Origin of the sequence: Mycobacterium sp. D16Q13 (genome assembly GCF_002013375.1) — a bacterium.
GTDB lineage: Bacteria > Actinomycetota > Actinomycetes > Mycobacteriales > Mycobacteriaceae > Mycobacterium.
Genome location: NZ_MAEW01000005.1, coordinates 24,674 through 41,514 on the forward strand (window position 1 = coordinate 24,674; position 16,841 = coordinate 41,514).

A 16,841-nucleotide genomic window follows, 5' to 3' on the forward strand; every position below is an offset into this window, starting at 1 on the left:
TTATGTCGTTCCTACCGCTGCTCCCAGGCGTATGCTGGAATGGGTTCGAGGGCCTCGATCAGGTACTTCACGTCGTCGGCGATCTTTCGCTCGTCAAGCTTCCCTGTTCGCCACGTCAATAGCCGACCATTCTCGAATCGCAAGGGTTGCGAATATTTTTGGTCGGCAAGCATCCGTTCCATGGCACGCGGGTTGAGCACATCGTACGCAAACCGTTCCGGACTGGCCTTCACCTTGAACCTCTTATTGAACTCGTCGGACTCCAGTTCCAGATCGGAAAAGCCCAGAGCACCAAAGAATCCGGAGAGTACGCCCTCGGGCTTGATCTCCAGACAGTGCGACGACGGTGGCGTAGCAATGCACGTCACCATGAACTCGTACGTCGTGGTGCTCGAGCGTTCGCCGTTGCTGGTGGTCACCTGGTACGAGTATTGGAAGGACACGAACCCGTGCCCATCGATGGTGCCGTTGAATGCGTCCTGAACGGTGCGGCTATGTCCCTGACCAAACGGCGCACCATCGGATAGGCCCAGCAGGCTCTGATCGTCGGCGGTGTACGTCCAACCATGCGCCCGGGCCCAGGCGGTGAGGATGGCGATTCGCTTCTTACGCATCCGGGACGAGAGGAACCACATCCCAGCGAAGACCAGCACGAAGAGAGCAATACCCGACACCATCAGCAGACTCTCAGACACAATTCCCCCCTTGTCGCCCGTTGCCCCTCGGTGCATCGTACCCGGACACTGGACATTGCCTGTTAGCTCGATGAATCCCACACCCGAGACAGTTCCGGACGGCAGGATTGGAATATGCAATTCACCCAGTGGCTGCACCGTGCCCTGCAGCAGGACCCGAACCGCCCCATCACGATCTACCAGGGCCGGGAACGCACCGTGGAGCAGTTCGCGGACCGTGTCGCCCGGTTGGCCGGGGCGCTTCGAGCTGTCGGCGTCCAGCCGGGCGACCGAGTGGGCATGCTCTCGCTGAACTCCGACCGCTACGTCGAATACCTCACCGCGGTGCCGTGGTTGGGTGCTGCGCTGAACGCCGTCAACATCCGCTGGAGCCTTGCCGAGATCGGCTACTCCCTGCGTGAATCCGGCACCCGTGTGCTGTTCGTGGACGACGCATTCAAGGCCGCCGCCGCACCGCTGCGTGCTGCCTGTGCGTGCCTGGACACTGTCGTCTACTGCGGCGACGGTCCCACACCCGAGGACATGATCGGGTACGAGGACCTCCTCGCCACGCACGAGCCCGTCACGGACACCCGCACCGGTGGCGCCAGCCTGCTAGGCGTCTTCTATACGGGGGGAACCACCGGAAATCCCAAGGGCGTCATGCTGTCTCATGACAACGTGCTGACCTCGGCGATGGGGTCGCTATCCACCGGAAACTTCCTCACCCGCGACGGCCGACTGCTGCACTCGGCTCCGATGTTCCACATGGCCGACTTCAGTGCCGTCCTCGCGGGGAACCTCTCGGGTTCCACGCACGTGATCGTCCCGTCGTTCACTCCGCAGGCCGTGCTGGACGCCATCGTCGAGCACGATGTCCAGGACATGCTGCTGGTGCCCACCATGATCCAGATGCTCGTCGATCATCCAGCGGCCGCACAGCTCGACCTCAGTGGTATCCGTGGAATCGTCTACGGCGCCTCGGTCATCTCCGAGGCAGTGCTGCAGCGCGCCAAACAGGTGTTCCCCAACGCGCGATTCACCCAGGCCTACGGCATGACCGAGGTGTCCCCCGTCGCGACGCTGCTGCTTCCCGACGATCATGACGACCCCGCGCTGCTGCGCTCGGCGGGACGCGCGGCCCCCCACTGCGAGGTGATGATCGTCGACTCCAGCGGAGACACCGACAACGAAGTCCCACGCGGCGAGATCGGCGAAGTAGTCGTCAAGGGCGACAACGTCATGCTCGGCTACTGGGAGCTACCCGAGGAGTCTGCGGCCGCCGCCCGGGACGGATGGATGCACACCGGCGACGCCGGACGGATGGACGAACGCGGGTACGTCTACATCGTGGATCGCATCAAGGACATGGTGGTGACCGGCGGTGAGAACGTGTACTCGGCCGAGGTAGAGAACGCACTGGCCAAGCATCCGGCGGTAGCGGCGTGCGCGGTGATCGGCATCCCCGACGAACGTTGGGGCGAACGCGTGCACGCCGTGGTCGTCAAACAGACGCAGTCCGAGTGCTGCGGCGAAGACCTCCAGGAGCACTGCCGCGAACACATCGCCAACTACAAGGTGCCGCGCAGCTTCGAGTTCGTAGATGAGCTCCCGCTGTCCGGTGCGGGCAAGATCCTCAAGCGCGTGCTTCGGCAGAAGTACTGGGATACCCGCGACGCGGGCGTCTCCTAACAAGACCTCATAATCGTGCATAGGTAGTCGTCAGAGGCACTCTTGGCCCGTTGACCACGCACTTTTAGAACGCGTTTCACTTTTCTCGTAAAGCCGCTATCCTCGTCCACGAGAGTGATCTGGTTCACGTGTATCTGGAAGGACTAGCCAGTCAATGAAGACAAAAGGCGCGCTGATTCGCGAGCTCAACAAGCCGATCGTCGTCGAAGAGATCACCTTCGGTGATCCGGCCGAGGGCGAAGTTCAGGTCCAGTTACACGCCGCTGGCATGTGCCACTCCGACTACCATGTGCTGACCGGCGCCACCCCGATGGAGCTACCGGTGCTGCCCGGCCACGAGGGCGCGGGCGTCGTGACCAAGGTGGGCAAGGGCGTCACCTCCGTCCAGGAGGGTGACCACGTCATCTTCGCCTTCATCCCGGCCTGCGGTAAGTGCCCACCGTGTATGCGCGGCTACCGGTCGCTGTGTGACCGCGGCGCAATCCTGCTGGGCGGCAAGGCTATCGCCGACGGCACCAACCGCATCCACGCGGGCGACACCCCCGTCTCCGCAATGAACCTGCTCGGCACGTTCTCGCCGTACGCCGTGGTGCACGAGGATTCCGTGGTCAAGATCGACGACAGTGTGCCCTTCGAGTCGGCCGCACTCCTCGGCTGCGCCGTGCCCACCGGCTTCGGCTCTGCCACCAATATCGCCGAGGTCAGGCCCGGCGAGGACGTCATCATCATCGGTGTTGGCGGAATCGGCATGAGCGCCCTGCAGGGCGCCGTCGTCTCCGGCGCCCGATACGTCATCGCGATCGACCCGGTGCCGTGGAAGCGTGAGCAGGCCCTGAAGTTCGGCGCCACTCATGTCTATGCCTCGATGGCCGAGGCCATCATGCCGGTTATGGACCTGACCTGGGGCATCATGGCGCAGAAGACCATCATCACGGTCGGCGAGATGAAGGGCGAATACATCGAAGAGGCCATGATCCTCACCGCGAAGACCGGCACCTGCGTGGTCACCGGCATGGGCGCGATGGTCGATGTGGACGTGAAGTTCAACCTGTTCCTCTTCACGATGCTGCAGAAGACGCTGAAGGGCAACATCTTTGGCGGTGGCACCACCCACACGGAGACACCGCGTCTGGTCGGCCTGTACAAGCAGGGCCTACTCAAGATCGACGAGATGGTCACCACCACTTACAGCCTGGAGCAGATCAACGAGGGCTACCAGGACATGCTCGACGGCAAGAACATCCGCGGCGTCATCAAGTACACCGAAGCCGACTGGTAAGCCGAATCTTTCGCCGACGGTAACGCCACGCAGACGATTCCCCCGGATTCCCTGCGTGGCGTTACTGTCGATATATGGCTATCGACGTCCGGCGCGCGAGTGAGCGGCTCGCGACCACGATCTCGTGGCTGGATTCCAAGCACTCCTTTTCCTTCGGCGAGCACTACGACCCGCACAACACCCACCACGGACTACTGCTGGTCAACAACGACGACATCGTGCTGCCGGGCGCCGGCTTCGAGACACATCCCCATCGCGATATGGAGATCGTCACCTGGGTGCTGCAGGGATCGCTGGTGCACCAGGACTCCGAGGGCAACGCAGGGGTGATCTATCCCGGTCTGGCACAACGAATGTCGGCAGGATCCGGCATTCTGCATTCGGAGAAGAACGACTCGTGGCGACTCTCGGGTGAACGTCACTCCGACCCGGTGCGATTCATCCAGATGTGGGTCAGTCCCGACGACTCGGGGCTTGATCCGGGTTACCAACAGCTGGAGATCGATGGCGAGCTGCTCAGCGGCGGGCTGGTGACCGTGGCCTCGGGGATGCCGCGGCACCGGGATCAGACGGCGATCACCATTGCCCAGAAGAACGCGGCACTGCACGCGGCGCGCATCCCCGCCGGGGACAGCGTCGAGCTTCCGGCAGCACCGTTCGTGCATCTGTTTATCGCCCGCGGCGCCGTGGTCCTCGAGGGAGCCGGTGAGCTTGCCGAGGGAGATGCCGTGCGACTCAGCGACACCGGCGCTGCACGGGTCACCGCGACGACCGATGCCGAAGTCCTCGTATGGGAGATGCACGCCCGCTTGGGCGGCTAGCGCACCTCATCGCGACGCTGCCGATGTCCGATCGATCCCCACTTGTTACCAAAGTTGACCGTGTTGCTGCTGTGATTATCGTTGACTATTCAAGATCGTCACAGGAGGGACCGCCGTGGGCATTTCGCGCTTATCGCGTCTTCCGCGAGCCCGTTCCGGACGTCGCCTGATCGCCGCCGCCTTCGGCATGATGCTGGTGGCGGCATTGCCCATTCCCGCCACCCATAACACCGCCCGGGCCGAGGCGGCCCACGATGCGGTACTCGCGGCCATCGCCAACACCAAGGGCACCTTCCTGGTCTACAACTTCGGCAGCGGCAACCCGGCCCCCTTCCGCAATGCGGCCGGCAATGAGTACACGCTGGACAATGGCGGCCACCTCATGGTCATCAAGAGCGCCTCGTCGCGGATGCGCGCAAACCTGTTGGTGGACACCCATTCCGGCTATCAGTCCCGCTGCGAACGTGATGCGCGCGCCCGCACCTCCGAGGGGCTGTGGCAGGCCTCGGAGACATACAAGCCCATGGCCGCCTGGATGACCATGGGCAAGCCCACGTTCATCATCAACGCCAACTTCTTCGACGTCCGGGGCCAAAAGGGCGGTAACTGGAAGAGCACCGGATGTACCTCGCCGCTGGGCGCCTATGTCGATACCGCCAACGGCAGTGCCAACTACAACAAGCAGGTCACCGGAACGCGCGTGTACGCGGGCAAGCAAGCGCTCTCCGGCGGAGATGAAGTCTGGACGGCGCTGGCCACCATGGTCTTCTCCCCCGGATCAGCACCCGAGATCATCGCCTCCGCAGGGCCCAAGGACTACGGGTACGCCACCGGTCCGCTAGAAGGCCTGATGGACAAGGGAGTTCAGTTCGTCGCGGTAAGCGGATTGAAACTGTTGCTTCCAGGATTCACCGAGCAGCTGAACGATCCCGGCCCCGCTGCCGCCCGCACCGCGCTCGGTTACAAGTCCTCGACCGACGAACTCATGGTCTTCCAGGGCGGCAGCTACACCCCCGACAACCTCCAGGACCTCTACCGCGGACTAGGCGCCGACAATGCCATTGCCCTCGACGGGGGCGGCTCCTCGGCCATCGTGCTGCGCCGCGACGCCGGCGGCATGTGGGCGGGATACGGCTCCCCCAAAGGCAATTGCGATACCACCTACACCCTGTGCGATGCCGCCGGGGGCGTCGGACGGGCGCTGCCCAGCTGGCTGGGATTCAGTTAAGCCACCTACTTCGGCGGCTCGATCGGAAGCGTCGGTCCACCGTACGGCGTCGGAATGGTGAAGCGTCCCTTCGGAGTCGGGTCGGCCACCTTACCTAGATCGGCGCCCTTGGGTGGGCTGGCGGTATCGTCATCGGCCGGCCGCGGGGCATTCTTGGCGCCGCGCACCAACACCGCCGGGTCGTCATCTCGGCAGTAGCCCGCATACAGGAACGGCTCCGGGTAATCGGCAGCCGACACTGCGGTGCGCGGATATCCGTAATCACAGGTGTAGCGGGGATATATGTCGGCGGTGGCCCACACGCCATGGTCGTAGAAGGTGTTGCCCACCGCCTCGATTACCGATCCGCGGTACGAGGGGAACAACGCGTTGAGCGCCGGCACGCGCACGTAGGACAGCTGCGCCACCGTGGTGAGGTTCCCCAGCAGCTGCGCCATGGTGTCGGAGTTGTCGGCGAACACGGCGTCGGTGGTGGCCAACGGCCCGGGCACCCTGTCGATCAGCGTGCGAAAGCCGCCGTCCATGCGGGCAACGCCGTTCAGGGACCGATTCAGGCCCTGTGTGGTGGTGGCAAGGCCATTGTTCATCTCCGCGAAGGAAGACAACGTCACACGACTCTTCTTGAGAATACTGACCGTCTCCGGAAGCACGGAGTCCAGCGTCGACAGGAGGAACACGCCGCCGTCGATGATGTCGGTCATCTTGCGCGGCGCCTCGCGCGAGAGATGGAGTTCCTTCTTGATGATCTCTAATTTCTGCGTATCTGCCTGTGCAAGAGCACCATCGGCGTTGGCAAGCAGCTTCGATAACGATACCGGGACCGTTGCCTGCCCGCGGGCGATCACACTGCCGTTGTCCAGGTACGGGCCTGTGGTCGTCACCGGCGCGAAGTCGACGTACTGCTCACCCGCGGGAGAAAGACCGGACACGCGCACCGGGCTCCCCACCGGAATCTTCACGTCGGACTCGATGTGAATCCGTGCGACCGGTCCACGAGGAGACGGCGTCACCGAGTCCACCCGTCCAATCCGCATGCCGCGCAACGCCACATCCTGGTTGGGGATCAAACCACCGGACTCCGGAAGCTCGATCGACACCTCATAGGTCGAAGCGAATGCCCGGGCACGCAACGCGCCCACCGCGAGGTAGGCGCACGCCACCACCAGGGTGGCCACCAGGGCAAGCCCCGACAGCCAGAAGCGGTTGCGGTGCCCCATCTTCACGGCGTCCACCACCGTGTTGGCCAATACGTTGATCATCGCGGCGGCCCCTGGGGTACGGGCACAGCGCCCGGTATCGGTTCGATGACTCCGGGCTCCGTCGGGCTCGGGCGCACCGGAATCGCGGGAGCATCGGGGCCTTTACCCACGACGCGCTCCTGCAAGCGCCACAGGGTGTACTTGAACGATCCGACCAACTTGGCCCAGTCATAGCGCTTCGGGCCATGAAGTCCCGGATCACCCTGGTAACCGATATCGGGTATCGAGCCGAGCACCAGCCTGTCGATCGATACCCGGGCGGCGAAGGCCGAGCCCGCCATGATCTTGATGATGGGAGGCATCAGCCGATTCAGCGCGGCAAGGCTGGTATCGGGACTGACCGCGATGTCGTTGAATGAGCCTGCCAGGGTATTGAAATCGGCGATGACGCTGCGGCCGCTGGTATCGGTACCCGCGATCGACGGGAATTTGGAGAGCTGCTTGGTCACCGCACCCACCTGGTCGGCAAGGTCCGCGATATGAGATGCATTGGCAGACAGGGTGTCCGTGGCAGGTGCCGCCGCGACCAACAGCTCCGAGAGCGTCTCGTGCCGCGTATTCATCTCAGCGGCAAGCTGTGCGGTGTCCCGCAGCGCGGAATCCAGCTGGCCGGACCGGGCGTTGAGCGTGCCCAGCAGCCGGTTCGACTTTCCGATCAGATCGCCGAACGCCGCGCCATTGGGCCCGGTGGCGCGGCCGAGACCGTTCACCGTGCCGGTGAGATTACGTACCGCACCGCCGTTGACGATGATGGCCGCCGAACTCAGCACCGCCTCCACCGTCGCGGCGGCGGTTGTCGAATCCAGACCGATCGTGTCCCCGTCGCGCAGGAGGGGTGCGTTTGGGTCCGCGGGGCGCGGCGGTTTCAGCGCGACGAACACGTCACCCAGCGGCGTCGCGGTGCGCAGCTCCACGGTCGTCCCCTTGGGAATCTCCACATCCGAACGAATCCGCATCGTGACCACGGCGGTGTAGTTGGTGGTGCTCATGGAGTCGACCTCACCGACGTCGGCGCCGCCCAGTTTCACCTTGGCGCGCGACGGCAGGTTCAAGATGTTGGTGAACACTGCCGTCAGGCCATAGGAACCACCCGTCATGCCCGGCGCCGGAAGCGGGAGGCTGGCAAGACCGTTCGTGCTACAGCCACTGGTCAGCAGCACGGCGAGAACCACCGCGGACGCCGCGTATCTTTGCCATCTGTTCATTTCTGCCCCATCGCCGCGAGACCGTCGAGCACATACGTCAATCCGAAATCGGGCCCGTAGTCCTGCAAGGTGCCTGTGCTGCAACCCAGTTGGCGCAGACCCATCAGATTGCAGATCTCTTTGGCGGCCTGCGTGTCGAACAACAACCTGTCTGCCGGCACATGGGCACGCACCACGTTGTTGATCGGGTCGACGATGTTGTAGACGTTGTCCGCCATCAGCGGAAGCAGGTCGAACCCTTCCGATAACTCTCGCCGGTTGTCGTATATCGCCTGGGAGATTTGGTTGGAGTTGCCCACGGACTGCTTAATGGCATCGCGATTCTGCTCTAGCAGCGAACCAGCCTGCAACAAAATGTTATTCAGCTGTTTTCCGGTGGTACCGGATCCCAGCTGCTCCTGATCGAGCACCTGGGACAACTGCCGCACCTGGGACGAGAACTCCCGGATGTTCTGGTCGTTGCGTGCCGCAGCGTCGAAGAGCGAACTGAGACGGGTGATGATCTTGGTCAGCTGATCCCGAGTCATCGCACCGCCGTCGGCACTCAGACGAAGCGCCTTGGACAACTCGTCCAGAGATGCTCTCATCAGCTCACCGTTTCCGGATAACGCATTGGCACTGTTGTTCACGACATCGGCCAGCGGGCCGCCGCCCTTGCCGTCACCCTTCATCGCCTTGGAGAGCCTGTCGATCATGGCCAGGACCCGATCAAACTCCACGGGCGTCTTCGTGCGGTCCAGCCCGATGACGTCCCCGTTCTTAAGCGTCGGTCCTCCGCGATACACCGGTGTCAGTTCGATGTGACGGTCGGTGAGAATCGAGGTGGACACCGTGACGGCCTTGGCGTCTGCCGGCACCTTGACCTTCGAGTCGACTTCGAATTCAACTTCCATATAGGTGCCACGCGAGGTGATCTTCGTGACCTTGCCGATGGGCATGCCCAGTACCGACACCTTGTTATCGGGGTAGAGGCCGGAGACCGATTCGAATTGAGCCGTGACGGTGAGCCTGTCGATCCGCTCGCGCACATAGGTCCACCCGACGGCCGCCACCACCACCGCGACCACCACGGCCAGCGCCCCCGCGATCCAGATGACTCGCCGCGTCCGGGCGCTTATCGGTGTGCTCATTGGCAATCCTTGAAGTACGGGATCATGTTGAACTGCTTGGCCCGCCCGCTGATCGCGCACATCCACGAATCCACGGCGAGACCACCGGGCGCGCTCAGCTCGAGCGCGTTTCCGTAACCCGTGAGATTGGTGAAGTTTCGGGCCGCGACCGCCGTCACCTGCAGGATGCTCCGGAACAAGTCATCATGGCCACCGATCAAATTGCTGAAGGTCTTCACATCGGCGATGAGCGCATCGACCGCGCGCCTGTCCTTGACCACAACCTTGCTCAGGAAGTTCGTCAGCTCGGTCACCGCGCGCATCATGGAATGAAAACTCGCCTGCCGAGAAACGAACTCGCCGAGCAGATCACGGCCCTGAATGATCAGCTTGCCGATATCGCTCTGTTGGCGGTACAGGGTGCCCGACACCAACTCGGTACTGGCCAGCAGCGTGCCGATCTGATCGCGGCGATGCGCTATCACCGACGACAGCGTCTGGATGTTCTCCATCGCCTGCGGCAGTACGGCGGGTAAGCCCTCGAGCTGTTTACCCAGTATCGCCACCGACTCCGCGATCTTGTCCGCATCTACCTGTTCGAAAGTGGAGGTTGCGTCCTGCAGCGTGGCCTGTAGGTCATACGGAACATCGGTGTGCGCAAGATCGATTCGACGGTTGGGCAACACGCCCTCACCGCCATTGCGTAACTCCACGTACTGATTACCGAGAATCGTGGTGATCTTGATCGACGCTTTGGCATCCTTACGCAAGGTGATGTCGTCGCGGACTCGCATACCGACTTCGATATGGTCGCCCGCCAGCTCGACACTCGTGACGTTCCCCACCGGGACCCCCGCATACGACACATTGGCCCCAGGTTGCAGCGATGCCGCCTGCAAGAACTCGCCGGTGTAGTGGCTATAGCCGATGCCAATCGCCTTCACCAGCAGCATCGCCCCCACCAGGGAACCAATCACCGCCAGCGCGATGGCGCCCAACCAGATCTTGTTATACGTCTCAACGGGGCGCCGCGAGATACGTTGCCACACTGTGCGTTTATCCATCTGCCAGGTTCCTGCACTTCGGAGTGTATTGAGCCTTGTTACCAGGGGTGGCGGCATTCACGATGATCGGAACGACGTCGTTCAGTCCGGGGAAAAACCCGGTGAGATTGAGATCGCAGACATATCCGTTGATGAACGCGCCCTCTTGGGTGGTCCGCGCGACACCCTTGAGGAGGAGCGGCAGATTGGCGCCGGTAAACGCCAGCTGCGGTTCTATGGCGTTCAGGTGGCTGACGAATCCCGGTTGCCGGTAAAGTATTTCGTTGAGCTGCGGATATACCGAGTCGGAGATCTTCGACAATCGACGTACCGCGAAACCCGTCGAACCGATCGAATCCACCAACCCCGCGCGCCGGTTGTCCAGGATTGCCACCATCTCACGCGTATGCGTCAACACGGTATCCAGATTTTTATTCTGGCCGGCAAGGGTTTTCGTCAGACCATTGAGATTGGTGATCACCTCGTCGAGAACCTTGTCGCGGCCCGCGAAGGTCTCGGTAAGTTGCGACGTCTGGTCGACCAGGCCGACGATCGAGCCGCTGTCCCCTTGCAGCGACTTGACGACACCGTCGGTGAGGTTGTCGACCTCGGTGGGATCAAGCACGCTGAAAAGAGGTTCAAATCCGTGCAACAGCATGCCGATGTCGAAGGATGGCTCCGTCTGTTCCACGGGAATCACGCTGCCCGGCTTGAGCCGATCGGTGCTGCCTGTCTTACCCAGGGAGAGTCCCAGATAACGCTGACCAACAATGTTCTGGTACGTGATCGTCGCAATCGTGTTGCCGTACAACGGCTGCTCGGTCTGTACCCGGAACTCCACCTTGGCCAGATCACCGTCGATCGCGACCGATTCGACGCGCCCGACCCGAACACCAGCTACACGCACGTCATCCCCATCGCGCAACCCGGTGACATCGGTGAACATCGCGGCGTAGCTGTACGTCGATCCCGCGACCTCGCGGCGCAGGGTGGCGTACACCAGCCAGGTCATCGCCACCGCGATCACCATGAACACCGACAGGCCAATCAAAGGTCCACGAAACTTCATCGCCGTCCCCCCGCCTGGACCTGCTGGGCGACAACGGGTTTGGTGCCGCGCGCGACCGGCCCAAGCAGAAGTTGGGTGGACGATGTCGCCGTGCTTCCGGTGATCATGCCCAGTTGCTCACGTTCGGTCCTGCTACCGATGGGCCCCACGGCGCCACCGAACGAGGCCGGCGCGGTGGCAGCGGGAGCGGCACCGCCTGGCAGCGGCGGCGGTTCGGCGTCATCGGGGTCAGCGGTGCCGGGGACACGCGGTGACGGATTGGGCTGCCACCACGGCAACGGCGGGTTGGGATCCTGCAAATTCGGGGACGGATTGTGCAGTGGCGGGCCGGTAACGATCAAATTCCCGTCCGGACCGACCTCGGTTCCCGGCGGCGGCGCGAGATCGGGCGGTGGCTTGAAGTTCTGCGGCAGTAGTACTTCGGGGAGATCGGGGCGCACCACCAGCTCGGGTGCGGTGTAGCAGCTCGGCCCCTTCAGCTCGCCGTATCGCGGGCAGTCGGCGCGGGTGTACATCGTCGACGGCGTGAAGGACAGATTTCCCCGGATATTGACGACATCCCTTTCCGAATCCCACACATCGCTGAAGAACTTGTCCGAGAACACCTTCAGTCGTGCCGCGATCGGCAGGAAGTGCACGGAGTTCTGCGCGAGCACACCGACAACCGGGGTCAGCTTGGTGGTGATGTCGATCAGCCGGTCGGTCTGGTTATCCAACGACTGCCGGACGGTGCCGGTGGTGTGCAATCCGGCGCTGAGCAGAGTCTCTAGCTGGTCTCGCCTTTCGGCCAGCGTCTGCATGGGCTTAACCGCCTGATGTAACGCATCGACGAGCTCCGGGGCGGTTGTCTGCAGCCCCTTGGTCGCGTTCAGGAGTGCGGAAAGGGTCGACGGGCCCGTATCCGTCGCGACGATATCGTTGAGTTGATCGATGATCCTGGTCAGTTGGCCGGCCGCGTTCAACAGGGTCGCACGCCGGCCCTCCGTCGCCGCGGCGATGACGGCGAAGATGCCCACCGAATCGTCATCGCGACCGCGCCCGTTGGCCAGGAGGATGTCGCGCAGCTTGCTGATGGTCGTCTGGAACAGCACCGTCGGAAGCTCGGTGTCCTCGCCGATGACGGTTCCATTGGTGATCGCCGCACCGGGGCCGTGGTCCACAAGCTCCACCGAGGAGACCGCGAAGACGTTACTGGGAACCACCCTGGCAGTGACCGTTCGTGGAATCGTATGCGCCAGATCGGATTTCAGATCGATGTGCACGACATTGGGCCGACCGCGCTGCGAGGGGGTCAGATCGTTGACCGAACCCACGAGCACGCCCTGGAATTTGACGTCCGACTTCGCGGGAAGGCCGTCTCCCACGTTCGTGAGTTCCGCTACCACCCGCACGTAGTAGTTGAACCGGCCCGTCGACTTGATGACCAAGGCCGTACCTATCAGGGCGGCCACCAGAGCGATCGCCACACCGCACAGGAGGAGCTGGCGGTCCGACGGGCCGCGGCCGTCGGTCTCAAAGGAGTTCGGCACACAGACCTCCTTCGGCATCTGGGCGTACGTCGGTGCAGCGCCACCACAGCATCCGAGACATCACCGGGTCCCTTTCGTCAGCAAACGTGGCCTGCAAAGATCTACAGGTTCGGTCACGTCAACCCCTCCGATGTGACGGCGATTACAGGAATGTACATGACGTACAGTTCTGCGTATTACGCTTTACCAAACTTTTCTGAATCCAGATTCATGTTTGCTATCAACTGCCACCGAACTGCTTGCGCAGCTCGGTCTTGAGGACCTTGCCCGAGGGGTTGCGCGGTAACGCGTCCACGACCACGAGGTCCTTGGGGTGCTTATAACGGGCCAGCCGCTCGGTGAGGAAGCCATCGAGGTCACCGATGGTCAGGGCTTCCCCGTGGATGGCCGCCACGGCCACCGGCACCTCGCCCCACTTCTCATGCGGCCTGCCGATCACCGCCACCTCAGCGATCTGCTCATGCTCGGCCAGAACGTTCTCCACCTCGGCGCAGTAGATGTTCTCGCCGCCGGAGATGATCATGTCCTTCTTGCGGTCCACCACCCACATGAAGCCGTCCGCGTCCTGGCGTACCAGGTCGCCGGAGTGGAACCAGCCACCCGTGAAGGCGTCGGCGGTCGCCTCGGGGTTGTTCCAGTAGCCCTGCATCAGCGTCGGCGCCCGGTAGACGATCTCCCCTACCTCACCGACCGGCACATCGTTCATGTTCTCGTCCACGACGCGCGCGGCAACCGTGGGAATCACCCGGCCGACGGAGCCCATCTTCCGGATTGCGTCCTCCCCCATGAGCATGCAGGTCACCGGCGACATCTCGGTCTGCCCGAACGCGGCCAGAATTCTCGCGTCGGGGAACGTCTCGGACATCGTCCGCAGCAACACATCGCTCGCCGGGGCCGCACCCCAGGAGAGCGTCTTGAGCTTGACCTTGCGGGGGTTTGCCCGTTGCGCCGCACAAACGGCCTGCCATTGAGCCGGCACCAGGAAGATCCCGGTGACGCCCTCGGACTCCAAAACGTCCAGCAGAGCACCCGGATCGAAGGCGCCAAGGGGGTGAATGACCGTGGGTAAACCCAACAGCAATCCGGTGATCATGTTCCCCACGCCCGCGATGTGGAACATGGGGACTCCGATGAATCCCACATCCGAGTTCAAGTCGACGGTGGTGCTCAACAGGTATGTCATCGCCTGTCCGGACAGATTGAGATGGGTCAGCACCGCACCCTTGGGGCGGCCCGTCGTCCCCGAGGTGTACATGATGAGCGCGGGAGAATCCCCGGGCAGATCCACCTCAGCATGGGCTTCGCCGTCTTCGGCAATGACCTCTTCGTATCCAAGAGCACCGTCCTCGGATCCCGAGCCCGCGACAATGACTGTCTCCAGCGCGGGCACTTGCTGGCGCACCGCGGCTGCCACTGGCGCCAGGACCGTCTCGGTGATAGCGACCTTGGCCCCGCTGTTCTCGACCAGGAATGCGACTTCCGGCGGAGTCATGCGGAAGTTCACCGGAATGGCGATGGCTCCGAGTTCGTTAATGGCCAGCCATGATTCGACATATTCGGGGCGGTTGAGCATGAGGATGAGTACGCGATCCCCGAATCCGACTCCGCGGCGCGACAGCGCATCGGCAAGTGATTGCACACGCTGGTTCAGCTCGCCCCAGGAGATGCTGCGCCCGAGATATCGAATCGCTGTGGCATTGGGTTGCATGAGCGCATGCCGAGCCAGCTGGTTACACCAGTTCTGCCGACGTGCGCGGTAAGGCTGATCAAGGCTGGTGGGCAAGGTGGTCACATCAATCGTGTCGGTCACAGATTCTCCTACTAACTAAAATTGGGGCGGCGGCCCTCAAGGAAGGCGGCGAAGCCTTCTTGGGCGTCGGGTGAGGTCAACAGTTCGATCTGCCCCTCACGCTCACGTGCAATGGCCTCGTCGAAGAGCTTGAGTGACACCGAATTCATGGCTTCCTTGGTCAGCTGCATCGCGCGACGGGAACCATGGGCCAACTTGCGCGCCGATTTGTCGACGCGCTCGCGCAGCTGATCCCCGGGCAGCACCTCGTTGACCAGTCCGGCCGCATAGGCGTCGGCGGCATGGAGCGGCTGGGCCAGCAGCGCCATCGCATTGGCCTTCACCCGGCCGATCGAGGCCGAGACCAAGGCACTCGATCCGCCATCGGGCATGAGCCCAATGTTCGCGAAGGCCATCAGAAAGAAGGCCGTGTCGGCGGCGTAGATCAGGTCGCACGCCAGACCCACCGACGCGCCGATACCGGCGGCAGCGCCCGTGACTTCCGCGATGGTGGGCACCGGACAATTGAGAACCGCGCGCACCAACCGTTCGGCGTTGTCCATCGTCTGTTCGGCGGCTTGCAGCGGCGTCAGGTCGCCGGCTCCGGCCGCCAGCTCGGCGACATCGGCGCCCGCCGTGAACGCGTTCCCGGGTGCTCCCCCACTGATGACGACTACCCGGACGTCGCTGCGCTCGTGGACAGATTCCAACGCCTCGATCAAGCCCGCGGTGGCCGGCCCGTTGAGGGCATTCATCCGATCGGGCCTGGTGAACGTGATCCGCATGATGCCACCGTCGGCGGCTACATCAGGTGCGCCGACCGATTCATGGGGACTCAAGTCGCTGCCTCCTGGGTTGTCGCTTCGTCGCGTCTGGTCAAATATATTTGATATGACTTTAGATGCAAGTGCGTCACCACACATGGAAATGGCAGGCGAATCGGATGAATGCTCCCCGGGCCCAGATCCGCGAGATCCGTAGGCCGCAGCTATCCGAGGAGGTTGCCGGCCGACTACGCGCCTCGATCATGACAGGCGAATTGCGCCCGGGTGAGTACATTCGGATGGACGAGACGGCGGCTCAGCTGGGTGTCAGCGTCACGCCGGTACGTGAGGCGCTATTGACGCTGCGCGGCGAAGGACTGGTCGAGGCCGTCCCGCATCGCGGTTACATGGCCGCCCCACTGAGCCGAGCCGATATCGAAGACATTTTCGCGCAACAATCACACCTTGCCGTGGAGTTGGCGAAGACTGCCGCGGAGCGCATCGGCCCGGAGCAAATCGACACCCTGGCAGACCTGAATGACGTGCTTCGCCATGCGAGTGCGCCTGAATCAATCTCCGTGGCGGAGTTCGAGTTTCACAGATTTCTCAATCACGTGGCAAATCGCCCCAAGCTGGCCTGGTTCCTGCTACAGGCGACGCGGTACACCCCGCACCTACTCTTCGCATCTGACGCCGAATGGACGCGGCACGCAGTCAGCGCGCACGACAAGCTCATCGCCGCCCTGCGCGCTGGTGACGCCACTGAGGTAGTAGCCCAGACCGAGGTTCAGTTCATCGACGGTGCCCGCCGATTGATCGAGTACCTAGACCGCGCCGGGATGTGGTCCGGGGGGTAGATGCGGGCTTGTCGGGGGCTGGTGGCCCGGCTGGGGCTGATAGGCCGGGGCGGGTGCCGGCGGTTGCTGCGACACGACAGCTCCCGACGCGATCTGCTCGGCCCTGTTCTTCAGCCCCTCGGCCAGATGCTCGAGGACCTGGTTGGCAAGCTTCTTCACCATTGGCTTGGGGATCGGCAGCTTGGTCTCGACATCCATATCGACCGTGAGCAGGCAGGTGGGCCCCATCGGAACGATCGAAAACGTCTGTTCCTGCTTCTCGAAGATGTCGCTTTCCAGCAGCCGCGTCGCCACCTGAGCAGCGTTGAGGTAGGCGATCTCGGCGACGTTGGTCGAGGCCATGCCCGTCATCTCCACCTTCAACCGCACGATGCGGGGGCGGCCGTCGGGGAGGCGATCCAGAATCTCGACGCTGGTGATCTCCTTGTTCCACTCGGGGTAGGCCTCATAGTTGGTGACAATGGAGACGATCACCTGCGGAGGCGCGGCCACCTCGACGGTCTGACTGACGACTGGCATTAGT

At 63.0% G+C, this 16,841-nt stretch carries 15 protein-coding genes; 5 read left to right on the top strand and 10 right to left on the bottom strand.

What is annotated here, in order from left to right:
* Positions 1-11 precede the first annotated feature (11 nt).
* The gene (locus tag B4400_RS06660) at positions 12-695 is read right to left on the bottom strand and encodes a DUF3137 domain-containing protein (RefSeq protein ID WP_078306986.1); all 684 of its coding nucleotides are present in this window, start codon (positions 693-695) and stop codon (positions 12-14) included.
* Between the two features lie 114 nt (positions 696-809).
* On the opposite strand from B4400_RS06660, the gene B4400_RS06665 reads away from it, so the two are divergent.
* The 4 genes from B4400_RS06665 to B4400_RS06680 all read left to right on the top strand — a co-directional run bounded on the left by B4400_RS06665 (position 810) and on the right by B4400_RS06680 (position 5,694).
* Positions 810-2,366 (top strand): acyl-CoA synthetase, encoded by a 1,557-nt coding sequence (locus B4400_RS06665; protein ID WP_078306984.1) that lies wholly within the window; start codon positions 810-812, stop codon positions 2,364-2,366.
* A 154-nt stretch (positions 2,367-2,520) separates the two neighbouring features.
* On the top strand, positions 2,521-3,645 hold the full coding sequence (locus tag B4400_RS06670; protein ID WP_078306982.1) for an NDMA-dependent alcohol dehydrogenase: 1,125 nt from the start codon (positions 2,521-2,523) through the stop codon (positions 3,643-3,645).
* Positions 3,646-3,719: 74 nt separating this feature from the next.
* Positions 3,720-4,466, top strand: coding sequence for a pirin family protein (locus B4400_RS06675; RefSeq protein ID WP_078306980.1), 747 nt, complete (start codon positions 3,720-3,722; stop codon positions 4,464-4,466).
* Positions 4,467-4,581: 115 nt separating this feature from the next.
* The gene (locus B4400_RS06680) at positions 4,582-5,694 is read left to right on the top strand and encodes a phosphodiester glycosidase family protein (protein ID WP_078306978.1); all 1,113 of its coding nucleotides are present in this window, start codon (positions 4,582-4,584) and stop codon (positions 5,692-5,694) included.
* Between the two features lie 5 nt (positions 5,695-5,699).
* Here B4400_RS06680 and B4400_RS06685 read toward each other — a convergent pair whose 3' ends face one another.
* The 8 genes from B4400_RS06685 to B4400_RS06720 form a co-directional block, all read right to left on the bottom strand.
* Positions 5,700-6,953: an MlaD family protein gene (locus B4400_RS06685; protein ID WP_078306976.1), complete on the bottom strand. Its 1,254-nt coding sequence runs from the start codon at positions 6,951-6,953 to the stop codon at positions 5,700-5,702.
* Positions 6,950-8,158 carry an MlaD family protein gene (locus tag B4400_RS06690; protein ID WP_078306974.1) on the bottom strand — a complete coding sequence of 403 codons (1,209 nt, stop codon included), beginning with the start codon at positions 8,156-8,158 and terminating at the stop codon, positions 6,950-6,952. The genes B4400_RS06685 and B4400_RS06690 overlap by 4 nt, the downstream gene beginning before the upstream one ends.
* Complete coding sequence (locus B4400_RS06695) at positions 8,155-9,288, bottom strand: MCE family protein (protein WP_078306972.1); 1,134 nt, start codon at positions 9,286-9,288, stop codon at positions 8,155-8,157. Before B4400_RS06695 ends, B4400_RS06690 begins: the two co-directional genes overlap by 4 nt.
* The gene (locus B4400_RS06700; RefSeq protein ID WP_078306970.1) at positions 9,285-10,331 is read right to left on the bottom strand and encodes an MlaD family protein; all 1,047 of its coding nucleotides are present in this window, start codon (positions 10,329-10,331) and stop codon (positions 9,285-9,287) included. The genes B4400_RS06695 and B4400_RS06700 overlap by 4 nt, the downstream gene beginning before the upstream one ends.
* On the bottom strand, positions 10,324-11,379 hold the full coding sequence (locus B4400_RS06705; protein WP_078306968.1) for an MCE family protein: 1,056 nt from the start codon (positions 11,377-11,379) through the stop codon (positions 10,324-10,326). Before B4400_RS06705 ends, B4400_RS06700 begins: the two co-directional genes overlap by 8 nt.
* Positions 11,376-12,908, bottom strand: a complete 1,533-nt coding sequence (locus B4400_RS06710; protein WP_078307035.1) for an MlaD family protein — start codon at positions 12,906-12,908, stop codon at positions 11,376-11,378. The genes B4400_RS06705 and B4400_RS06710 overlap by 4 nt, the downstream gene beginning before the upstream one ends.
* A 220-nt stretch (positions 12,909-13,128) precedes the next feature.
* On the bottom strand, positions 13,129-14,718 hold the full coding sequence (fadD5, locus tag B4400_RS06715; protein ID WP_078306966.1) for a fatty-acid--CoA ligase FadD5: 1,590 nt from the start codon (positions 14,716-14,718) through the stop codon (positions 13,129-13,131).
* An 11-nt stretch (positions 14,719-14,729) separates the two neighbouring features.
* Positions 14,730-15,536: an enoyl-CoA hydratase gene (locus B4400_RS06720; RefSeq protein WP_078306964.1), complete on the bottom strand. Its 807-nt coding sequence runs from the start codon at positions 15,534-15,536 to the stop codon at positions 14,730-14,732.
* A 104-nt stretch (positions 15,537-15,640) separates the two neighbouring features.
* Between B4400_RS06720 and B4400_RS06725 the strand changes: the two genes are divergently transcribed.
* Positions 15,641-16,318 carry a GntR family transcriptional regulator gene (locus B4400_RS06725; protein WP_078306962.1) on the top strand — a complete coding sequence of 226 codons (678 nt, stop codon included), beginning with the start codon at positions 15,641-15,643 and terminating at the stop codon, positions 16,316-16,318.
* Here B4400_RS06725 and B4400_RS06730 read toward each other — a convergent pair.
* On the bottom strand, positions 16,286-16,837 hold the full coding sequence (locus B4400_RS06730) for an SRPBCC family protein (RefSeq protein WP_286141978.1): 552 nt from the start codon (positions 16,835-16,837) through the stop codon (positions 16,286-16,288). The two genes, B4400_RS06725 and B4400_RS06730, sit on opposite strands and share 33 nt — an antisense overlap.
* Between the last annotated feature and the right edge of the window lie 4 nt (positions 16,838-16,841).

What these genes read in the sequence shown, in the direction of transcription:
- B4400_RS06665 (WP_078306984.1), top strand. Translation starts at nt 810, where the DNA reads ATGCAATTCACCCAGTGGCTGCACCGTGCCCTGCAGCAGGACCCGAAC.
- B4400_RS06670 (WP_078306982.1), top strand. Translation starts at nt 2,521, where the DNA reads ATGAAGACAAAAGGCGCGCTGATTCGCGAGCTCAACAAGCCGATCGTC.
- B4400_RS06675 (WP_078306980.1), top strand. Translation starts at nt 3,720, where the DNA reads ATGGCTATCGACGTCCGGCGCGCGAGTGAGCGGCTCGCGACCACGATC.
- B4400_RS06685 (WP_078306976.1), bottom strand. Translation starts at nt 6,953, where the DNA reads ATGATCAACGTATTGGCCAACACGGTGGTGGACGCCGTGAAGATGGGG.
- B4400_RS06690 (WP_078306974.1), bottom strand. Translation starts at nt 8,158, where the DNA reads ATGAACAGATGGCAAAGATACGCGGCGTCCGCGGTGGTTCTCGCCGTG.
- B4400_RS06695 (WP_078306972.1), bottom strand. Translation starts at nt 9,288, where the DNA reads ATGAGCACACCGATAAGCGCCCGGACGCGGCGAGTCATCTGGATCGCG.
- B4400_RS06700 (WP_078306970.1), bottom strand. Translation starts at nt 10,331, where the DNA reads ATGGATAAACGCACAGTGTGGCAACGTATCTCGCGGCGCCCCGTTGAG.
- B4400_RS06705 (WP_078306968.1), bottom strand. Translation starts at nt 11,379, where the DNA reads ATGAAGTTTCGTGGACCTTTGATTGGCCTGTCGGTGTTCATGGTGATC.
- B4400_RS06725 (WP_078306962.1), top strand. Translation starts at nt 15,641, where the DNA reads ATGAATGCTCCCCGGGCCCAGATCCGCGAGATCCGTAGGCCGCAGCTA.
- B4400_RS06730 (WP_286141978.1), bottom strand. Translation starts at nt 16,837, where the DNA reads ATGCCAGTCGTCAGTCAGACCGTCGAGGTGGCCGCGCCTCCGCAGGTG.